Annotated in this window: 20 protein-coding genes; 17 read left to right on the plus strand and 3 right to left on the minus strand. The window is 56.4% G+C overall.

Features of this window, described 5'->3' with window-relative positions; all coding sequences use genetic code 11:
- Nucleotide 1: 1 nt before the first annotated feature.
- The 3 genes from MY069_RS14735 to MY069_RS14745 form a co-directional block, all read right to left on the minus strand.
- Nucleotides 2-1,231, minus strand: a complete 1,230-nt coding sequence (locus MY069_RS14735; protein WP_482794543.1) for an MFS transporter — start codon at nucleotides 1,229-1,231, stop codon at nucleotides 2-4.
- A 72-nt stretch (nucleotides 1,232-1,303) separates the two neighbouring features.
- Nucleotides 1,304-1,825, minus strand: a complete 522-nt coding sequence (locus tag MY069_RS14740) for an SRPBCC family protein (RefSeq protein ID WP_482794544.1) — start codon at nucleotides 1,823-1,825, stop codon at nucleotides 1,304-1,306.
- A gap of 16 nt (nucleotides 1,826-1,841) precedes the next feature.
- Entirely contained in the window at nucleotides 1,842-3,380 is a 1,539-nt protein-coding gene (locus tag MY069_RS14745; protein ID WP_482794545.1) for an amidase, read from the minus strand.
- 105 nt (nucleotides 3,381-3,485) lie between these two features.
- On the opposite strand from MY069_RS14745, the gene MY069_RS14750 reads away from it, so the two are divergent.
- From MY069_RS14750 to MY069_RS14830, 17 genes are all read left to right on the plus strand, one after another.
- On the plus strand, nucleotides 3,486-4,874 hold the full coding sequence (locus MY069_RS14750) for an L-serine ammonia-lyase (RefSeq protein ID WP_482794546.1): 1,389 nt from the start codon (nucleotides 3,486-3,488) through the stop codon (nucleotides 4,872-4,874).
- Nucleotides 4,875-4,951: 77 nt separating this feature from the next.
- Nucleotides 4,952-5,515, plus strand: a complete 564-nt coding sequence (locus tag MY069_RS14755) for a lipid-binding SYLF domain-containing protein (protein ID WP_482794547.1) — start codon at nucleotides 4,952-4,954, stop codon at nucleotides 5,513-5,515.
- A gap of 68 nt (nucleotides 5,516-5,583) precedes the next feature.
- Nucleotides 5,584-6,654 carry an MBL fold metallo-hydrolase gene (locus MY069_RS14760; RefSeq protein ID WP_482794548.1) on the plus strand — a complete coding sequence of 357 codons (1,071 nt, stop codon included), beginning with the start codon at nucleotides 5,584-5,586 and terminating at the stop codon, nucleotides 6,652-6,654.
- Between the two features lie 76 nt (nucleotides 6,655-6,730).
- Nucleotides 6,731-6,997: a hypothetical protein gene (locus MY069_RS14765; RefSeq protein ID WP_482794549.1), complete on the plus strand. Its 267-nt coding sequence runs from the start codon at nucleotides 6,731-6,733 to the stop codon at nucleotides 6,995-6,997.
- Between the two features lie 12 nt (nucleotides 6,998-7,009).
- A complete protein-coding gene (locus MY069_RS14770; RefSeq protein ID WP_482794550.1) occupies nucleotides 7,010-7,324 on the plus strand; it encodes a YbjQ family protein in 315 nt (104 codons plus the stop codon).
- A complete protein-coding gene (gene lepB, locus MY069_RS14775) occupies nucleotides 7,321-8,175 on the plus strand; it encodes a signal peptidase I (RefSeq protein ID WP_482794551.1) in 855 nt (284 codons plus the stop codon). Before MY069_RS14770 ends, lepB begins: the two co-directional genes overlap by 4 nt.
- Nucleotides 8,176-8,269: 94 nt before the next feature.
- The gene (locus MY069_RS14780) at nucleotides 8,270-9,397 is read left to right on the plus strand and encodes a GNAT family N-acetyltransferase (RefSeq protein WP_482794552.1); all 1,128 of its coding nucleotides are present in this window, start codon (nucleotides 8,270-8,272) and stop codon (nucleotides 9,395-9,397) included.
- Between the two features lie 72 nt (nucleotides 9,398-9,469).
- The gene (locus tag MY069_RS14785; protein WP_482794553.1) at nucleotides 9,470-10,096 is read left to right on the plus strand and encodes a histidine phosphatase family protein; all 627 of its coding nucleotides are present in this window, start codon (nucleotides 9,470-9,472) and stop codon (nucleotides 10,094-10,096) included.
- Nucleotides 10,097-10,166: 70 nt separating this feature from the next.
- A complete protein-coding gene (locus tag MY069_RS14790) occupies nucleotides 10,167-10,412 on the plus strand; it encodes an exodeoxyribonuclease VII small subunit (protein WP_482794554.1) in 246 nt (81 codons plus the stop codon).
- On the plus strand, nucleotides 10,412-11,314 hold the full coding sequence (locus tag MY069_RS14795) for a polyprenyl synthetase family protein (RefSeq protein ID WP_482794555.1): 903 nt from the start codon (nucleotides 10,412-10,414) through the stop codon (nucleotides 11,312-11,314). The genes MY069_RS14790 and MY069_RS14795 overlap by 1 nt, the downstream gene beginning before the upstream one ends.
- Before the next feature lie 41 nt (nucleotides 11,315-11,355).
- Nucleotides 11,356-13,275, plus strand: a complete 1,920-nt coding sequence (gene dxs / locus MY069_RS14800; protein ID WP_482794556.1) for a 1-deoxy-D-xylulose-5-phosphate synthase — start codon at nucleotides 11,356-11,358, stop codon at nucleotides 13,273-13,275.
- An 87-nt stretch (nucleotides 13,276-13,362) separates the two neighbouring features.
- Nucleotides 13,363-13,962, plus strand: a complete 600-nt coding sequence (locus tag MY069_RS14805; protein WP_482794557.1) for a hypothetical protein — start codon at nucleotides 13,363-13,365, stop codon at nucleotides 13,960-13,962.
- 64 nt (nucleotides 13,963-14,026) lie between these two features.
- The gene (locus MY069_RS14810) at nucleotides 14,027-14,677 is read left to right on the plus strand and encodes a tetratricopeptide repeat protein (protein ID WP_482794558.1); all 651 of its coding nucleotides are present in this window, start codon (nucleotides 14,027-14,029) and stop codon (nucleotides 14,675-14,677) included.
- Nucleotides 14,678-14,813: 136 nt separating this feature from the next.
- Nucleotides 14,814-15,056, plus strand: a complete 243-nt coding sequence (locus MY069_RS14815; protein WP_482794559.1) for a hypothetical protein — start codon at nucleotides 14,814-14,816, stop codon at nucleotides 15,054-15,056.
- A 132-nt stretch (nucleotides 15,057-15,188) separates the two neighbouring features.
- A complete protein-coding gene (locus tag MY069_RS14820) occupies nucleotides 15,189-16,937 on the plus strand; it encodes a class I adenylate-forming enzyme family protein (RefSeq protein WP_482794560.1) in 1,749 nt (582 codons plus the stop codon).
- Between the two features lie 93 nt (nucleotides 16,938-17,030).
- Nucleotides 17,031-18,533: a flavin-containing monooxygenase gene (locus tag MY069_RS14825; RefSeq protein ID WP_482794561.1), complete on the plus strand. Its 1,503-nt coding sequence runs from the start codon at nucleotides 17,031-17,033 to the stop codon at nucleotides 18,531-18,533.
- 48 nt (nucleotides 18,534-18,581) lie between these two features.
- Nucleotides 18,582-19,268: a DUF938 domain-containing protein gene (locus MY069_RS14830; protein WP_482794562.1), complete on the plus strand. Its 687-nt coding sequence runs from the start codon at nucleotides 18,582-18,584 to the stop codon at nucleotides 19,266-19,268.
- The last annotated feature ends 1 nt before the right edge of the window (nucleotide 19,269 follow it).

The raw sequence follows: 19,269 nt of genomic DNA on the forward strand, positions 1-19,269 counted from the left end.
CCTAACCTAGCGGGCGCCGGCCAACCACTAAAACGGCATAGGCGCCCAATACGCCCATAACGATCGCGGAGGCATAGAGCGGAAGCGGCGCGCCGAGCTGGTAAAGGCTGGCGCCAATCAATGGGCCAAAGATGAAACCGGACGGCGGCGCAGCGGCAAGCAGAGCCGCGGCTGAGCCCTGCTCGTGTTGATCGACCGATAGACTGCCGAGCGCATTGGCTGCTGGTACGGCTAAGGCTGCACCACCACCGACAATTAAGAAGGCGATACAGACGGCCCAGAAGGGCATCAGAATATTGGCGAGCACGTATCCCAGCGCGATTAAGAACAGCCCAGTTGGCAACATTCGGCGCGGGTCTGGTTTGCGCGGTTGAACATAACCGAATTGAACCGCCACCATTGCAACGGCGAGGCAGCCAAAAGCGATCCCTGCAAACAACACGGTGCGTTCTTCACCGAGATCATACCGGTCCTCTAGAAACCAACCCAAGGTCTGCTGGATCATTCCGACGGCGACAAAATAGGTGAACAGGAAGAGCAAATGCGGGAAAACACGCGGATCGCGCATCGCTAGCGGGGGCGGTCGTTTCGCGCTTTGCCGCGAACTACGCGATTTCGGCAGGGCGAAAGCAATCAAGACACCGCAGGACAAGCACAGGATGATTGACCCCCAAAGCGGCATCAGCGCTCCAAATGGTGCTAGTACTGTGGCACCGGCGGGGCCAAGAATAGAGCCAATACTCATCGCGGCACCGAGCATGCCCAGCCCCGCGGCACGATTGGTGCGGGTGGTCGCATCCGTCATTGCGGCCATGCTTGCTGGCTGCAGACCGGGCGACAGTAAGCCAAACCAGATCCTCACAAAGACCAAGGTGAAAAACATCGTCATGCCGGTGATCATGCCAGCAAGGGCGGCCGCGAGCGCAAACAGGAACGCCATATTGGTGAAGCCCATCGCCATCAGCGAGAACACCATAACGCGCTTGCGGCCGAACCGATCCGCCCAGCGCCCCCATTGCGGGATCATCAAGGCATAGATCGCGGCTGATAGCGTCAAGATCCCGGCGACCTGCACTTCGGTGAGCCCTGCCTTTCGGGCCAGAGGCGCGACGACGACGAAATTGATCGACATGCCCGCGCCCATGGCGACGCTCGCAATTGCGATCATGCCTTGTTGAAAGGATGTTAGCGGCCGTAACGGCGTGTCAGGATTTGTGCTCGTTTCAGCCATGCCCAATCTTTCTTATTGGGCAGAGTTACGGGCTTTGGATGCTCCGGCAAGCGCGACCTTGCGGAAAGCTGTTCATTCCGCGTTTGGTTGAACCAAGCTTTTAAGCGCTTCGCTTTTGACGAAATCGACCGCAGGGGCCAGCGCATCTAGATTGCTCGCTGCGGTGCCATTGGTGACGTGATCAAACGTGACCTTGGTACCACCGCTTTCAAGTGGTGACAGCGTGATCGTCCAAATCGAGGTCACGGCTAGCCCTTGCAACGGACCGAACGGGGCAGACAAAACCAGAGTCTTTTCAGGTTGCGCCTGTAAGACAGTGCCATGCCAAACCGAACCACTTTCCCACTCTTCGCGCCAAAGCCCACCGGCTTGCGGGTCAAGAAAGAGATTGTTTGAATCGCCAGAGAACGAGTGATCGGGCAACCACCACTCCGATGGCTCAATCAGGCGCGCCCACATCTCAGTCGGGGAGAGCTCAGACTCCGCTTCGAGTTTTAGCGTAAAATGATCTGGTGCCGAGGCCACGACTTCAGACTGCGCCGCGAAACTTGAGGCGAAGAAGCTAGCGCAAGCAGCAATAAGGATGGGTTTCATATCATCATGTCTCCGTTTAGGCAGGCTTGAACGTCGGGAGGCGGTCAATCCAAGGCAGCGCCTCTTCCAATTCATAAGCGAGAGCGAGAAGTTTGCCATCATCGCCGCGCTTGCCTGAGAACATGGACCCGATCGGCAGACCGTCGGCACTCCATTGTAAAGGCACGCTCATCGAGGCCGCGCCAGAAACGTTCATTGGCGCAGTGTAGGCGGCGAAATTGAGCACATTTGCGCGAACGGTTTGATAGTCACCATCTGGCGCTTGGCTGCCGACTTTTGGTGGCACCGTTGAAACCGTTGGTGTGAGCAGAATGTCGAAGTCGTCAAACCAGGAATGATAGACGGCTTCAAAACCTTGCAGATAGGAAATAGCGGCCGGCATATCGGCTTGCCGGCCAAGGAATTCCTGCGCCAGACCGAGTGTCCACGGTTCAAGGATTTCTGGGCTAACCGGTTTGCCAGAAAATGCGCTGGCTTGCTGGGCAAAGGCTGCCGCTCCAGCGGCCCAATAGAGTAAGAAGGCGTCGCTAAATTCGTTGCCATCAATCGGTACGGTATAGTCCACCACCTCATGTCCAAGTTCGCGACAAAGCTCGGCGGTCCGTTCAAGTCCGGCGCGCGTTTCCGCATCCATGGTTGCATCTGTGATGGGCTCTGGTGCGAAACCAATCCGGAGCCGCTGCGTTGAGGCTTCGGTGACGTTGCCGGTGCGCGGCAGATCGGTGTCTAAGTCAACTTCGGCTGCCGCGAATAAAGCCGCACTGTCGCGCACAGTGAGTGTCACAGCGTGATTGACCGAGATATCGACAGGCCCTGAATCACGGCTGATTGGCAGGGCGCCGCGGCTGGGTTTCAGCCCAAACAGGCCGCAACATGCCGCTGGGATCCGGATCGAGCCGCCGCCATCGCTGGCATGTGCGAAGGGCACAACCCTTGCCGCGACCAAAGCGGCGGCCCCACCAGACGAGCCCCCTGGGATCCGGCTGAGATCATAAGGGTTTCTTGTTGCCCCAGTGACCAATGGTTCGGTCGAAGAGATGAGGCCCATTTCTGGCGAGGTTGATTTTCCGAGGCTGACCACACCCGCCTTGCGCCAGGCTTTGGCAAAGTCGCCATCGCTTTGAGCGATATAGCCTTCAAAGGCGCGGGAGCCATAGAGGGTTTGGTCGCCTTCCCAATCCAGCAAATCTTTGATGAAGGTTGGAACACCGCCAAAGCGGCCTTCTGGCGGATTTGCCGCCGCCTCTAGCGCCTTGTCATACGACTCAGTTGCCACCGCATTGATGCGTGGATGCGCCGCCTTGGAGCGCGCGATCGCAGCTTCTGTCAAGGACAGCGAGGTGGCTGCGCCATTGGCCAGCATTTCGAGTTGTTCAAGCCCATCCGGGATGGCGGTGGCTGTGTAAGCTTCAGGTGCCGCTTCAACGGGCGGTGTCTCGACCTCAAGCGTGCCGGTGTCTGGCGAGGTGTCGTCTCCTCCCGCGCAGGCGCCCAATGATCCCAGTGCTGTAATCGCTGCGCTTGATTGCAGTATCCGTCTCCGACTGAATTGCATCTCGGTATCCCTCCAGAATTGGCTTTTCTTTGACCCTGGCCTGGGCTTGCCGTGATTGCAAGGTCACCCTAGGGGTAGCGGTCGAATTGTGGAGAGGCGCCAGAAATGCTGTCGATACTGGACTTGTTTCGCGTTGGGTTGGGGCCGTCGTCGTCCCATACGGTCGGTCCGATGCGGATCGCAAAACGCTTTTTGCGAGAAGCCAGAAAGTCGGGACACCTCGCCGATGCCGTCCGGGTAGAGGTCGAGCTGCAAGGATCGCTCGCGCTCACGGGTGTGGGGCATGGAACCGATAAAGCGGTGATCCTGGGATTGCTCGGCTTCGAGCCTGAAACCGCCGAGCCAGATGAGGCAGAGGCGGCCTTTCGGAAAGCGGTGCAAACCAAATCTCTAAACGTCGCGGGGCAGGCGGATATTCGCTTCAATCCGCTTTCCGATATCCTGTATCGCGGAGACATTGTGCCGGAGCTGCATCCAAACGGCATGGTACTCCGGCTGTATCGCGCTGAATCTGCTGATGAGCCGAGTTTTACGCGTGTATATTTTTCAACCGGCGGCGGTTTCATCACGTCGGCGCGGCGTCTAGCGCGCCCGACAAAGGATGACGTGATCGAAGATAAAGCGCGGTCACCATTTTCATTCGGCTCCGCGGCAGAACTGCTGACACTCTGCGAGCAAGCGCCGATGGCGATCGATGCTTTGGTGCTCGCCAATGAGGATGAGCGCCGCCCGCGGGAGACAACCTATGCGCAAATCGACCTCATCACCGACGCGATGCTCGCCTGTATTGAGCGTGGTCTGAATACTGAAGGCATATTACCTGGCGGGTTAGATGTTCAGCGCCGCGCTCCGGACCTCTACCGAAAACTCAAAACTGGCGCCGGAGTGAATGAGCGCGAAGCTCTATTCGATTGGTTGAATGTCTATGCCATGGCGGTGAACGAGGAAAATGCTGCTGGAGGGCGTGTGGTAACGGCGCCAACCAATGGCGCGGCGGGCATTTTGCCAGCCGTGCTTCGGCATTATTGCTGCGATGATGATGGTGTGCCCAGCCGAACCAAAGCGCGACGGTTTTTATGCGTCGCCGGCGGAATAGGGCTTTTATACAAGCAGCGCGCATCGATCTCTGGCGCTGAAATGGGCTGCCAAGGTGAGGTTGGCGTCGCTTGTTCCATGGCGGCGGGCGGTCTGGCGGCAGTATGGGATGCGAGCCCCACACAATCTCTGGCGGCCGCAGAAATCGGTATGGAGCACAATCTGGGGCTGACCTGCGATCCGGTTGGGGGGCTCGTCCAAATCCCGTGCATAGAGCGCAACGCGATCGGAACGGTGAAAGCGGTCAATGCGGCGCGCTTGGCGCTACATCAGTCTGGCGCCGGGAAGGTCAGTTTGGATCAAGTGATCGAGACGATGCGCCAAACCGGGCTCGATATGTCATCCAAATACAAAGAAACGAGCGAAGGCGGTTTGGCAGTCAACGTGGTCGAATGTTAAATCGAATTTAGACGCTTTTGATTGTCGGAGGGTCTCTTCCTCCGTAAAGCGGGGAAAATTCACTTAAGGAGGTCCAAATGGGTGCCTTTACGAACATCATGGCGGCTGCAGCTGTCCTTTCAATGGGAACATTGGCGAGTTGCTCAACGACGGCCACATCATCAGCATCGCGCGCTGATTTGTCTGCGGACAGCTCGCAGGCGCTGAATAAGCTAGTGCGGGAAAACCCAGCCGCAGCCGCGATCTCTCGGCAATCGCGGGCGGTCTTGGTATTTCCGTCAATCGTGAAAGCCGGATTGGTATTTGGCGGCGCGTATGGTGAAGGCGAACTTCGTCGCGGCGGCAGTACCGTCGATTATTACACCTCCTTTACGGGCTCGTGGGGCTTGCAGGCTGGGGCGCAATCGTATGGCTATGCGGTCTTCCTGATGAACGAAGATGCCGTGTCCTATCTCGAACGCTCCGATGGTTGGGAAATTGGCGTCGGACCAACCGTCGTCGTGGTCAACCAAGGCGTTGCCGAGAACTTGTCTTCATCGACCCTTCAAGATGATGCGTATGCCTTTATCTTCGATCAGAAGGGCCTGATGGCGGGTGTCAGCATTGAGGGAACCAAAGTCACGCGCGTCGAAACGCGATAGGCCTGCCGTTCGGTCATGCCGCATGGTGACGGATTGGACCAAAGCCAAGCGCGTGGCACAGATCTGTGATGGATGGTTTTGAAGGCAAGACAGCCGGTCGCGCGCCGCTTGAATACCCGTTTGGCGAGGAAACACCGGCGGTTGGTGAAACAATGGAAGTCGCACCCGGCGTGCATTGGGTGCGGATGCCGCTGCCTTTCTCGCTGCAATGGATCAATCTCTGGCTGATCGATGATGGCGACCGCGGCTGGTCGATTGTCGATACCGGCATGCCGCTCGACGATACCAAAGCGGCATGGCGGAAGATTTTTGAAGAGAAGCTTGGTGGTCGTCCGGTATGGCGGGTGATCGTCACGCATATGCATCCGGATCATATCGGCAATGCGGGTTGGCTCAGCCGGAAATTCCCAGACTCAGAATTTTGGATCAGTCGCCTTGAATATATTTCATGCCGTATGCTGGTGGCCGACACGGGCCGTGAAGCGCCAGAAGCGGGGACCAAATTCTATCGCGCGGCCGGCTGGACGGACGAACAGATCGAAACCTATAAGTCGCGCTTTGGCGGCTTTGGGCGCGGTGTTTCCAGGCTTCCCGATGCGTATCACCGGATCGAGGATGGCGATTCGTTTGAAATGGCCGGACAGACCTGGCGGGTTGTGTCCGGAAACGGCCATTCGCCGGAGCATAGCTGCTTATACTGCGAAAGCCTGAACTTGGTCATCTCAGGCGATCAATTGTTGCCGAAAATCTCCTCGAATGTGTCAGTGTTTCCGACCGAACCTGCAGGCGATCCGTTGCGTGATTGGCTCGACAGTTGCGAGAAGCTGAAAGCCGAGCTACCGGAAGATGTTTTGGTCTTGCCAGCGCACAATGAACCGTTTCGCGGGGCCCATGCTCGGCTTGATCATTTGATCAAAGGTCATGGTGTTGCCTTGCGGCGCTTACATCAGCGTCTCGCCCAAGAACCGCGCCGGGTGATTGACATCTTCCCCGCGATTTTCGGGCGTAAGATTGGCGACGACGTCCTCTCTATGGCGACGGGGGAGGCCTTGGCGCACCTCAACTATCTGATCGCCAATGACCAAGCCGAGCGAACGATGGATGCGAGCGGCGTTGCCTGGTACGCGGCAAAAGCCTAATCCCGTCGCGCCTTGATCTCGACATTTTCAATCGGATAAGGGACATGAGCAAGCTTGATCGCTTGAGGAGGCCCGCATGCAGGAAACCGGAACAACCAAAGGCTGGTTCACGCTTGGAATCGCCCTGATCGTCATTGGCGGTGGGATCTATGCGCTCGGGACGCTGTTTGGACTGTTCGTCTTATTCCAACAAACCGAAGAGGCTGTCGGGGCACCTTTCTGGGCAGTCCTGCTGATACCAGGCCTTGTCGGATTGGGGTTTCTTGTGCTTCTGGCAAAGGTGATTGTGGATCGACTCAACAATGCGGAAGACGACCATTATTCGAAAACGGTCGATAAGTAAGGAACGCGTAGAATGATCGTCACCATGGGTGAAACTGTTCCAGGTCGCGAGGTAACCGAAATTCTCGGCACAGCCCGCGGCAATACTGTGCGGACGCGATTTTTCGGTCGGGACATTATGGCTGCGCTTCGAAACCTAGTCGGCGGCGAAGTGCCAGAATACACCAAACTGATGGCAGAAGCGCGCGAACAGGCGATTGACCGAATGATCGCAGATGCTGAAAAGCGCGGCGCAGATGCGGTGATTTGTTTGCGTGTCACAACGAGTATGATTATGGGCGGTTCAGCCGAATTACTGGCTTATGGAACCGCGGTACGTTTATCATGACTGAAACAGTAGCGACGACCGAAGCGCCTTTGACGCTGCAAGAAAAAGTGGTGAAGGAGCTTCGCGAGTGGGGCATCACGCTTTCAATCTTCATTCCGGTCTTTTTGGTCTTCTCTGGCCTGTTCTATGAGCTGCGGGTCATTCCGTCTGAAAGCATGGTGCCGAACCTTCAAGTCGGCGATCGCGTCACCGTCAACAAGTTCGCCTATGGCTATTCTCGCAATTCACTGCCGTTCAGCCTGGGGCGCTATGTGCCGCTGCCGGATGGCAGAATCTTTGCCAGCCAACCCAAACGCGGCGATGTTGCGGTGTTCGAGCATACCCACACCGCGCGGGTCATGATCAAACGGATCATTGGATTGCCCGGCGACACCGTCACCGTCCGCGATGGCCAGCCTGTGGCGATCAATGGCACGCCGATCGAGCGCAACTTCGTGCGCCGAGTGCGCTACCGCCAGCACGATAGCGGCGCGAGTGTCACCGCTGCTGAATTTACCGAGTCCTATGACGGCAAAAGCTGGGTCACCCATGATATTGATGGCCAGACCGGCACCAATATTTCCATCACTTATACCGTCCCTGACGGGCATTTCCTGTTCATGGGTGACAATCGCGACAATTCGATGGATGGGCGCAATCCAACGGGACATTGCCCAGCGAATGATGCGGGTGTGGTTGATCAGGCCGGATGTAATCCGCGCCAAGGATGGGCCCCAGAACAAGCGTCGGTTGGGTTTGTACCGTTCCAAAACCTCATTGGACGCGCAGATACGGTCCTGTTCTCCTTCTATCGTTGCGGCAGCGCGCAAGCCGACCCGTGCATGAAATCTCGCGTCTGGCGCGGATTGTAAGCAATTTAACAGATCCCATTCAGCATAAATCCAAGCCTTTCCGGTACGGTGCTTGCATACCTTAAGTTGCGAGAACGCGTGGGATGCTAGTGGTTTGAAATACGTTTTGTATCGTCCGGACGAGATGTCGGAAGAGCAGTGGCAAATTTATGCCACGCTTCGCGATGCGCGATCGGTCTACGATGACCCGTTTTTTGATCCAGATTTTGCCCGCCTTGTCGGAGAAGTTCGGTCTGATACTCGGATTGGCTTTGCCAGCGACCGCGAAGGGGTTTTTGCGGTTTGGCCGCTCCATATTCGGCCTGGGAATTGGGCGCGACCGATCGGGTCACCATTCTCCGACTGGAATGGCCCAATTTTATCCGAAGACACAGAACTCTCCGCTCAAGAAATTCTAGCCGGGTTCGATATTTCTGGCATGACCACGCAAGGCTTCATGCCGAGCGGATTTCAGAAAAGTGCGGACCTTGAACGCGTTGGCGCGAACATGACTGACCTGTCACTGGGCTGGGAAGGGTTCTTCACCGACCAACAAAAACGCTGGCCGAAACATTTCAAAAAAATGCGCCGGGTCTACCGAAAGGCGGAGCGTGAATTTGGTGACATCGTCATGCAATGGGATGACCGGTCGGATGCAAACTATCAGCGCTTGCTCGAGCTAAAGCAAACCCAGTTTGCGCGCACTGGCTATCATGACGTCCTCAAAGCCCCTTGGACGCGCGCCCTGTTTGATCGTTTGCGTCAGTTCGAAGGGCCGAGATTGCGAGCGCGCCTAAGCAGTCTATTCTTCAATGATCGTTTCGCCGCTGCGGAGTTTAATCTGCAATCAGATAACGTCCTGCACGGTTGGATTACCGCCTTCGACCAAGAGCTCGGTTCATACTCACCGGGCAATATGCTCGTACAAGAAATGCTCGAGCAAATGTGTGCCGACGGGCTGCGTCTGTATGATGCAGGTCCAGGTTTTGATCACTATAAGCGCCACTATGCGAACCTGCAGATGCCAATTGAAGCGGGCGTCATCGCCGGTCATGCGAACCAGCTGATTCCGTCTCGCGTGGTCGGTCGGGCATGGCGCTTTGGTGAGCAGGTCATGCCGAACCGAGCTGCGACCATTATGGCGCGGGCGCGGCGGCGTATGGACCAAATTGCTTCTGTTGAGACCAGCTTGGCTGGACGCGCTGGCGGGATCTTAAATGCACTGGGGCCGCGCTCGGCTTAGAGGCGACGCGGGTTTTTCACGGCTTGCGGCGAATCTCGATCCTGTCTAATCGGCTTTCAAGGTTTGAGATCGATGGGGGTCACCATTTCCGAGCGAAATCAAAATCAGACGCCAAAAGCGGTTCGAGGCCCGATCATCATATCACGGCACGGGCGGCCTGCGCTGAATCGTTCGGTTGGACCTAAACTGAGTTGGCAAGAATATCGCGACTGGTGGGAGCGCTATGAAGAGGGCAGTTTGGCCGAAGACCAAGCCCCTCCAGCCAAATTGACCGACTGCGTTGAGGGCGTGGATCTTGTGTTAAGCTCGTCGCGGCCGAGAGCGATTGAGACAGCCAAATGGGCTACAGGGGGGCGCGCGCCTGAACCCAACGCGATCTTTAACGAGGCGCCTTTGCCGCCGCCACGTTTTGCGACCAAAAAATATTTACCCAAGACTTGGAACGTTTTGGCCCGGATATTTTGGCTTCGCGGTCATAAGCTCGACGGCGAGGGGGTGCACGAAGCCCGCGCCCGCGCCGCGGAAGCCGCGTCCGTTTTGCATGATGCGGCCGATGGGAAGTCGGTCTATTTAGCCGCCCATGGTTGGTTCAATCGTATGCTCCGCGGGCCGCTCAAGCGGCTTGGCTGGGTCTGTGTCTATGATGGCGCTGACAAGTATTGGAGTTATCGCGTTTATGAATATCGTGGAAAACGATGAAATCGCCATTGAGGCGAATTCAATCCGCCTCTAGGGTGCCGGTCGAACAGCGTTAAACCGGAATATCGACATGGCTGCTAAGGCGAAACCCGTCAAAGAAATGAGCTTCGAAGAAGCGCTTGCGGAACTAGAGACAATTGTCCGCCAGCTAGAGCAGGGCGATGTCGAGCTCGAGAAGTCGATCGCCATCTATGAGCGCGGTGCGGAGCTGAAGAAGCATTGCGAAGCTCGGCTGAAATCGGCTGAGCTCAAAGTCGAGCAAATCGTACAAGGCTCTGATGGCGCGGCGAAGACCGAGCCTGCGAGCTTCGACTGATGGCCGATGTCGGCGACCCGGATTTCAGTCATCGGCTGACCGAGATTGCCGATCGAATCACGGTTGCCCTTGATCAACTGATCCCGCCCGCCCAAGGGCCTGAGGCCGACCTTATGCGTGCAATGCGCCATTCAGCGCTCGCCAATGGCAAACGGATGCGCCCCTTTTATGTGATTGAAACCGGCGCGATGTTTGATGCGCCGGAAAAGAGCCTTTTGCGGGCCGCGGCGGCGTTGGAATGCGTGCATTGCTATTCGCTGGTGCATGATGATTTGCCTTGTATGGACGATGATGATTTTCGCCGCGGACAGCCAACCGTGCATAAAGCCTTTAATGAAGCGACGGCGGTTCTTGCGGGGGACGCTTTGCTAACGCTCGCGTTTAAGATCCTGGCCAATCGCGACACCCATCAGGACCCTCACATTCGGCTCAAACTGTTGGAGCGCTTGGCAGACTGCTCCGGTGCTTTGGGCATGGTTGGCGGGCAAATGATCGACATGCTCGAAGATGATAGCCCGCGCGACATCAACACGATTACCAGGATGCAGCGCCTCAAAACCGGTGCTCTGATTTCTTATTCTGTTGAAGCAGGCGGCATCATTGGGGGGGCTAATGAAGCCGAGCGTCATGCGCTTCATGGGTTTGCGCATGATTTGGGCCTCGCTTATCAGATCTCTGATGATTTGCTTGATGCGACGGGCGATGAGGCTGATGTCGGCAAGCCTTTGCGTACCGATGCAGAGGCAGGAAAAGCCAATTTCGTGACGCTTTTAGGGGTGGAACAGGCCCAAGAACGGGTGCGGCTCCTCGCCGCGCAAGCGAAGGAACATCTCGCAATTTTCCGCAATCGCGCCAATATCCTGCTGCAATCGGTCGATTTTGTTTTAGATAGAAAGCACTAAAGTTACCGGTTATTGAGCCAACGGCTCTAGGAGGATGCTGGATGACAGACCTGAAAAATACCCGCCTGCTGGACGAGGTTCTGACGCCGGACGATTTGACCGACAAATCGCGCGAAGAACTGAAGCAAATTGCTGATGAGGTACGTCAGGAAGTCATTGATGCTGTCTCCGTCACAGGTGGACATTTAGGTGCGGGTCTGGGCGTGGTCGAGCTGACCGTCGCGCTGCATTCAGTTTTCAACACGCCTGAAGACAAGCTGATCTGGGATGTTGGCCATCAGTGCTATCCGCACAAAATTTTGACCGGGCGCCGCGACCGCATCCGCACGCTGCGCCAAGGCGGTGGGCTGTCAGGTTTCACAAAACGCGCTGAAAGCGATTATGATCCGTTCGGCGCGGCGCATGCGTCGACTTCGATCTCAGCCGCGCATGGCTTCGCGACATCGCGAGACCTACAAGGCAAAGACAATCACGTTGTTTCTGTCATCGGCGACGGCTCAATGACCGCCGGTATGGCTTATGAGGCGATGAATAATGTTGGCGGCGATCAGTTGCGCCAAGTGGTCATTCTCAACGATAATGACATGTCGATTGCCCCGCCGGTGGGCGCGATGAGCCATTATTTTAGCCGTCTAGTGTCTCGCCGCTCGTATCGCGGGCTGCGCAAGCTCGCCAAATCTGTGGTTCAGCCGATCGGGCTCGCCAATCCGGCGCGTAAGGCGGAAGAATATCTGCGCGGGTTCGCTATGGGCGGCACTATGTTCGAGGAGCTTGGCTTTTACTATGTCGGGCCGATAGATGGCCATGATCTCGACGTGCTGATCCCCGTTTTGGAAAATGTGAAACAGATGCAGCGCCCGGTCTTAGTGCATGTGGTCACGCAAAAAGGTCACGGCTATGCGCCTGCCGAGAATAGCGCGGACAAGTATCACGGTGTGTCGAAATTCAATATCGTCACGGGTGAGCAGCAAAAGTCGAAGCCCGGCGCGCCGAAGTTTCAGGATGTGTTTGGCAACACGCTGGTCAAACTGGCCGAGACCGATGACAAGATCTGCGCGATCACCGCGGCGATGCCATCGGGAACAGGCGTCAATCTGTTCCAAAAAGCCTATCCGAAACGCGCCTTTGATGTCGGTATTGCTGAACAGCATGCAGTGACTATGGCGGCTGGAATGGCCGCAGATGGCATGAAGCCTTATGCGGCAATCTATTCGACCTTCTTGCAGCGCGGGTATGACCAAGTCGTCCATGACGTGGCGATCCAAAGTCTGCCAGTACGGTTTGCAATTGATCGGGCTGGGCTGGTGGGCGCCGATGGCCCCACACATGCCGGGAGTTTTGATATCGGATATCTCGGCGCTCTGCCGGGCATGGTCTGTATGGCCGCCTCCGATGAGGCTGAGCTTGCACGCATGGTTGCCACGGCGAATGAAATCAATGATCGGCCATCTGCGTTTCGATATCCGCGCGGCGAAGGTTTTGGCGTCGAGATTCCAGACGTTCTGAAGCCGCTGGAAATTGGCAAAGGCCGGATCGTGAAAGAAGGCACGTCCATCGCGATCCTCTCCTATGGCGCACGTCTGCAAGAGGCTTTGAAAGCTGCCGACATGTTAGCGGCGCAGGGCTTGTCATGCACGGTCGCGGATGCCCGCTTTGCCAAGCCAATCGATGCCGAGCTGACCGAGCGCTTGGCGCGCGAGCATGAAGTTCTGATCACACTTGAAGAAGGCGCTCAAGGCGGGTTTGGAGCTTTTGTCTTACATCATCTCGCCGACATTGGCGCGCTCGATACAGGTCTGAAAGTCCGCACCATGCATCTGCCAGACATGTTCCAAGATCAGGACAAGCCAGAGTTGATGTATGAAGAAGCCAAGCTCACCGCACGGCATATTGCAGCCCGCGCCATCGAAGCGCTTGGCCGGGGTGATGTGGCTGAAATTGAGCGTTTCGCTCGCGCTTAGATGACCATCACAGTGCTTGCCGTTTTTCGGCCTTAGTCACGTCTCACAGCGTCTTGTTATCGGAACCGAATAACAAGAAGAGCATTTATGATTTTTCGACCCTTGATTTGCCTCGGCCTCATGACCCTTGCGTCTTGTGAGACGGTTCCATCCACACTTGATCCGATGGTATTTGCGTCTGAATCTGAGCAGATCCAAGCCAATCCAAGCGTGGTGTCCGCCGATGCGGCCCTGACGTCGCTCTTGGCGCGGACGGATTTGACCCCGCAGCAGCGCGCAGACGCGCTCTTCTTGCGCGCAGAAAAACGCTGGACGGCGAAATTCGATTTGCCCGGGGCAATTGAGGATTTCGAAGCGTTTTTGACCCTTGCCCCGGAAGACGTTCGAGTCAGTGAGGTCAAACGCGATGAAGTCTTCGCGGCAACTGAAATCGAGAACGCGCAACGGCGGCTATCCGGATTGCAAAACATCACCGATTGGTTCGATGATAAAGTCCTGATGGGGGAGCTTGATGATGGCGCAATGCGTTACAAGAATTCCGGGCTAACCCCGACCGATCTCCACTTATACTTACTGCGTGAGGCGGGCTATGTCTGTGCGGGCGAAGATGACCCGGTTCACGTGCATGGACCGATGCCGGAGCATGCGGCAGATGCTTCTTGGTGTCCGGCGTCTGTAGACTCCTGATTTTCGCCTTAGTCTCGCCATCGCGGCTCGTCAGCTAAGTCATAGAAGACAAAGGGATCATATCATGCGCTCACTCATCGCTATTACAGCCATCGCCATCACCGCTGCCTGCGCCTCAAGTACGGTTGAGACAGCACCTGTCATTGTTGACGCCCCGCCACCGGTCGAAACCGCAGAGCCGAGCGTGTTTGATTTGGCCATGGGAACCGTCGATCAATTGGTCGATGCGGGCAATGAGCAAGCAGCGATCATGCGGCTGGAACAGTTGATTGGAAAGCAAGACGCCAGCGATGACGAAAAAGCCGCTGCGCTTTATCGCATGGCCGAACTTAAACTTGGCGAAGGCAACCAGGTTTGGGGTGGTATTGAGGCGCTCGATGAGTTTCTAGAAACCTATCCTGATCACCCGAATGGGCCCGCCGCCAGCGAATTGCGCGACTATGCGCGCGGTGAAGCGACGAGCCTGAACGGCAAGCTGGAAATGGGCGGTGTTTCACCCACCGAGGAGTTTGAATACCGCTTCCGTCTTGGTGAACATCAAGAAGCAGCCGATATCATGCTTGCGAACGCGCTGACGCCGGCCAATGAGTACATCTTGGACATGTATCAAATCGGCTATCTATGTGACAGCGCTGAGCTGACTGGCCCGATGTATAAGCTGATCGAACCGGACGGTACGGACCGGACCGTGCGTTTCTGTGATTTCGGGAAATAGGGCGGCTCAATCGGGCGGAAAACTATCCGTTTAGGCTCTGCGAAAAGTAACTCGCATTAACCAAAAAAGTGGCATAGGCTTTGCGAGTGGCTGGGCAGTGTAGAGTAATCGTGAGCCAGCCCCTATGCAGTCATTTATGACGGTCTTTCTTGCCGCAATTGGTGCCTTTTTCGCTATTGTAATGATGCCACCGGAGCCTGAGGCGAGTCCCGAACAGTTCGTCGAAGACGAACCGACACTGACGCTTGCGGAGGCGAGTCCGACGCCTGTCTTTGTGCTTGAGGCGGTCGAGCCCCTCGTATTGGCTCTGGATGATCCGTACGCCTTGGATGATTGGTCGGTATTCGAGATCGACCCTCTGACGCTTCAGGCTGACTAAATCGCACTCAAAAGTGCCGAAATATTCCCAAAAACGAAACAAATTCAGACCTGCCGCAGCGTCGCCCCTTCCGTAGGGACGGCGCTTGCCGCATATCCGTTTGGAACAAAGATAAAATATCCGGAGGAAAACATGGCTGTAGCAGCGCTGCCTGAGGGTTGGCCCGTCATTTCAATTGCACAAGCGAATGCGGCAATCGCGGCGTCCGATTCGCCATTAAAACTCGCCGATGGCGTGGTCGATGGTGTGCCGATGAAAATCTACTCGGAAGCGCCGCCAACCGTGCGCGCGATTTTCCAATTGGCGGAACCGCAATTCGGCGCGCGGGACTATCTTGTCTATGAAGACGAGCGGGTGACCTATTCGGCATTCGCGCGCGCTGTAGAGCATTTTGCTAAAGCCTTGCAAGACACGTATGGGGTCCAAAAAGGCGACCGGGTGGCGATCATTGCGCGGAACTATCCGCAATGGCCTGTGCCTTTCTTTGCGGCGCTGTCGATTGGCGCCATCGCAACACCAATGAATTCCTGGTGGACCGGTGATGAGCTTGAATACGGCCTCAAAGATAGCGGCGCGAAAGTCGCGGTCGTCGACCCGCAAATCTTGGATCGTATTCGCGATAGTCTGGGCAATCTCACCGACCTTGAATCGATCATCATGATGCGCGGCGGGGAAGGCGAAAGCGATACCCGTATCAGTTCAATGGAAGCTTTGATTGGTCCCGCAAATTCTTGGGGCGATCTAAAGCAAATCGGCTTGCCAGATGTAGAGCTCGGTCCCGATGATGACGCGACCATCATGTATACATCAGGCACGACTGGGCGTCCAAAAGGTGCGCTCGCAACGCACCGGGCGATTGTTTCCAATATGCTCAACTCTTTGACGTGTCAGATGCGCATGTTGCTGCGTCGAGGCGAAGAGCCGCCAGAGCCAGATCCGAATGAGCAGAACGCGACTTTGCTCGCGATCCCATTCTTCCATGCGACGGGCGCGTTCGCGATTCTGATCCCGAGCATGTTGCAAGGCGCCAAAATCGTTGCGCAATATAAGTGGGATGCGGGCCGAGCCCTGCCGATCATCGAGAATGAAGGCATCACCAATGTGGGCGGCGTTCCAGCGATTGCCTGGCAATTGCTGGAGCATCCAGATCGCGACAAGTACGATCTCTCGTCAATCAAAGCTGTCTCTTATGGCGGCGCGCCATCTGCACCCGAATTGGTCTCAACGATCAAGAAGCGCTTCCCGGATGCCGCGCCAGGCAATGGTTGGGGCATGACAGAAACTTGCGCAACAGCCTCGCTCAATATTGGCGAAGACTATGTCAATCGACCAGACAGCGCAGGCGCTCCTCCAGGTGCGGTTGAGCTCAAAATCGTTGATCCTGACGGCAAGACGCTTGGACCAGGCGAGGTTGGAGAGCTTTGGTGTAAAGGCCCGATGAATTGCAAAGCCTATTGGAACAAGCCTGAAGCGACGGCTGAGACCTTTGTTGATGGTTGGGTTGTCACTGGCGATTTGGCGCGTCTGGATGAGGAAGGATTCCTCTATCTGGTCGACCGCGCCAAGGACATGCTGATCCGCGGCGGCGAGAACATATATTGTATCGAAGTCGAGAGCGCGCTCTACGATCACCCGGCGGTGATGGACGCATCGGTGGTTGGCATTCCGCACAAAATCCTCGGCCAAGAAGTTGGCGCTGTGGTGCAATTGAAGCCTGGCATGAAAGCAAGCGAAGACGAGCTCCGCGCGCATGTCCGCAATCAAATCGCAGCGTTTAAAGTGCCGGTGGAAATTCAGTTCCAGGACGAGCCACTGCCGCGCAACGCGAACGGCAAAATTCTCAAGCCAGAGTTGCGCGACCGGTTCAAGCCGCGGGCTTAGGCCGGGCTGACGCCGCGATAGATAGGGCTTTCTCCGTATTGGCGCTGATCTTCGTGCAGGTCAGCCTGCTGAAAAATGACGGAGGAATGCCTTATGGCGACGCAACAGATAGATGGACATTTTGATGTCTTGATCGCGGGAGCCGGAATCTCTGGCATTGGCTCAGCTTATCACTTGCAGACCCAATGCAAGGATAAATCCTATCTCATCCTTGAGACGATGGAGACCTATGGCGGTACGTGGCGCACCCATACCTATCCGGGTATTCGTTCGGATAGTGATCTCTACACATTTGGGTACCGTTTCAAGCCTTGGGTCGGGCCGCCTATTGCCACTGCCGACGAGATTCTCGCCTGTATGGGCGAGGTGATCGAAGAGAACGCGATTGGCGATCACATTCGCTACGGCCACAAGATCACTCGCGCGCAATATTCCTCCCAAGATAGAATGTGGACGGTCCACGCTGAGCATAATGGTGAAGAGAAGGTCTTCACCTGTACCTTCCTCTGGATGTGCCAAGGTTATTACAATCACGCTGAAGGCTATACGCCAGAATGGGAGGGCATGGCCGACTTCCAAGGCGAGATTGTGCATCCGCAAACCTGGCCCGAAGATATCGACCTTTCTGGCAAGCGCGTTGTTTGCATTGGGTCCGGCGCAACGGCCGCCACTCTTGTTCCAGCGATCGCGGATCAGTGCGAGCATGTCACGCTGCTGCAGCGCTCGCCGACTTATTTCTTCCCAGCGGAGAATCGCAACGAGTTTGCTGATGAGCTCCGCCGGATCGGTGTTTCTGATGAACTCGTCCATGAGCTGGCGCGCAAGAAAGCCCTATTTGATCAGGACGAGACCTGTCAGCGCTGTTTGACCGAACCGGATGTCGTCAAAGCCGAACTGTTTGAAGCGGCGCAGGCTTATCTCGGTCCCGACTTTGATCTCAATCCACATTTCACGCCGAAATACCGGCCATGGCAGCAGCGCCTCGCTTTCATCCCTGATGGCGATCTCTTCAAAGGCATTGCCAGCGGTGCGGCCAGCGTGGTGACCGACGAGATCGAGCGGTTCACACCGACCGGCCTGCAATTGAAATCCGGCGCGCATTTGGACGCCGACATCATTGTCACAGCGACTGGGTTCAATCTCTCAATTCTCGGCGGCATTCCGTTCGAAGTGGATGGCGAGCCGGTCGATTTCAGCCAAACTGTTACCTACCGCGGGATGATGTTTACGGGTGTCCCCAATATGGCTTGGGTGTTTGGCTATTTCCGCGCCAGCTGGACGTTGCGCGTCGACTTGATGGGAGATTTCGTCTGCCGATTGCTCAACCACATGGACGCAACTGAAATGGGGGAAGTTCGCGTCGAACTGCGCCCGCAGGATAAGGGTATGGAGCTGCTGCCCTGGATGGACGCCGACAATTTCAATCCGGGATATCTGATGCGGTCCATGCACTTAATGCCGAAGCGCGGGTCAGATCCTATCTGGGAACACACGCAAGATTATTGGACCGAGTGTGAGGAATTGCCTTTGGTTGATCTGACGGCGGAAGAATTTGTCTATGCGCCCAAAAAGGTCCTGGCTTCGAGCGCCGCTTAGTCCAATAGCGGCTTTCGTTCGATTTGGGTTCCGCTTATCAAGAAACGCATGACCGATGAAAATGCGACTTATCAGAAAGCGCCTTCGGGCCAGCCGCTGGCATTAGAAAAGCGAGAGACGACGGAAGATGGTCGACGGTTCTCGCCGTCGACTGGGCGCAATAAAGACGTCGTGCGCGAGGCGTTCCTGTCTTTGATGCCTTTGTCTGGAGCTATCTTGGAGATTGCCTCGGGCACTGGAGAGCATGGGGCGCACATTACCGAGCAGGCCCCGGATCTGATCTGGACCTATTCTGATATTGATGCGGCGAGCAGAGCCAGCCAGGCCGCCTGGCGGGATCATCAAGCGCACGACCGGTTGCAGGGCCCACTGACCATAGACACGACTCGCCCGCATTGGGGTGATGCCGAGCGCCAAGCCCCTTGGGATGGCCTGTATTGTGCGAACATGGTCCACATCGCGCCCTTTGCGGCCGCCGACGGCCTGATTGCTGGGGCGGGCCGCTTGCTCCGACCCGGCGGCCGGCTGATGCTCTATGGCCCGTTTGCACGCAATGGAGAGATTGCGCCTTCCAATGCGCGGTTCAGCGACGACCTCAAGCGCCGGGATCAAAGCTGGGGCGTGCGAGATCTGGATCGAGACCTAGTGCCCTTGGCGGTGCGGGCCGGCTTGCAATTGATCGCCGTTCTCGACATGCCTGCGAACAATCTGAGCGTGGTGTTTGAGAAAAGCTGAA

This window comes from Hyphomonas sp. ske169, assembly GCF_056850855.1.

Excerpts from the sequence above, each read along its gene's own strand:
- MY069_RS14735 (WP_482794543.1), bottom strand. The coding sequence starts at position 1,231 with ATGGCTGAAACGAGCACAAATCCTGACACGCCGTTACGGCCGCTAACA.
- MY069_RS14740 (WP_482794544.1), bottom strand. The coding sequence starts at position 1,825 with ATGAAACCCATCCTTATTGCTGCTTGCGCTAGCTTCTTCGCCTCAAGT.
- MY069_RS14745 (WP_482794545.1), bottom strand. The coding sequence starts at position 3,380 with ATGCAATTCAGTCGGAGACGGATACTGCAATCAAGCGCAGCGATTACA.
- MY069_RS14750 (WP_482794546.1), top strand. The coding sequence starts at position 3,486 with ATGCTGTCGATACTGGACTTGTTTCGCGTTGGGTTGGGGCCGTCGTCG.
- MY069_RS14755 (WP_482794547.1), top strand. The coding sequence starts at position 4,952 with ATGGGTGCCTTTACGAACATCATGGCGGCTGCAGCTGTCCTTTCAATG.
- MY069_RS14760 (WP_482794548.1), top strand. The coding sequence starts at position 5,584 with ATGGATGGTTTTGAAGGCAAGACAGCCGGTCGCGCGCCGCTTGAATAC.
- MY069_RS14765 (WP_482794549.1), top strand. The coding sequence starts at position 6,731 with ATGCAGGAAACCGGAACAACCAAAGGCTGGTTCACGCTTGGAATCGCC.
- MY069_RS14770 (WP_482794550.1), top strand. The coding sequence starts at position 7,010 with ATGATCGTCACCATGGGTGAAACTGTTCCAGGTCGCGAGGTAACCGAA.
- lepB (WP_482794551.1), top strand. The coding sequence starts at position 7,321 with ATGACTGAAACAGTAGCGACGACCGAAGCGCCTTTGACGCTGCAAGAA.
- MY069_RS14785 (WP_482794553.1), top strand. The coding sequence starts at position 9,470 with ATGGGGGTCACCATTTCCGAGCGAAATCAAAATCAGACGCCAAAAGCG.
- MY069_RS14790 (WP_482794554.1), top strand. The coding sequence starts at position 10,167 with ATGGCTGCTAAGGCGAAACCCGTCAAAGAAATGAGCTTCGAAGAAGCG.
- MY069_RS14795 (WP_482794555.1), top strand. The coding sequence starts at position 10,412 with ATGGCCGATGTCGGCGACCCGGATTTCAGTCATCGGCTGACCGAGATT.
- dxs (WP_482794556.1), top strand. The coding sequence starts at position 11,356 with ATGACAGACCTGAAAAATACCCGCCTGCTGGACGAGGTTCTGACGCCG.
- MY069_RS14805 (WP_482794557.1), top strand. The coding sequence starts at position 13,363 with ATGATTTTTCGACCCTTGATTTGCCTCGGCCTCATGACCCTTGCGTCT.
- MY069_RS14810 (WP_482794558.1), top strand. The coding sequence starts at position 14,027 with ATGCGCTCACTCATCGCTATTACAGCCATCGCCATCACCGCTGCCTGC.
- MY069_RS14815 (WP_482794559.1), top strand. The coding sequence starts at position 14,814 with ATGACGGTCTTTCTTGCCGCAATTGGTGCCTTTTTCGCTATTGTAATG.
- MY069_RS14820 (WP_482794560.1), top strand. The coding sequence starts at position 15,189 with ATGGCTGTAGCAGCGCTGCCTGAGGGTTGGCCCGTCATTTCAATTGCA.
- MY069_RS14825 (WP_482794561.1), top strand. The coding sequence starts at position 17,031 with ATGGCGACGCAACAGATAGATGGACATTTTGATGTCTTGATCGCGGGA.
- MY069_RS14830 (WP_482794562.1), top strand. The coding sequence starts at position 18,582 with ATGACCGATGAAAATGCGACTTATCAGAAAGCGCCTTCGGGCCAGCCG.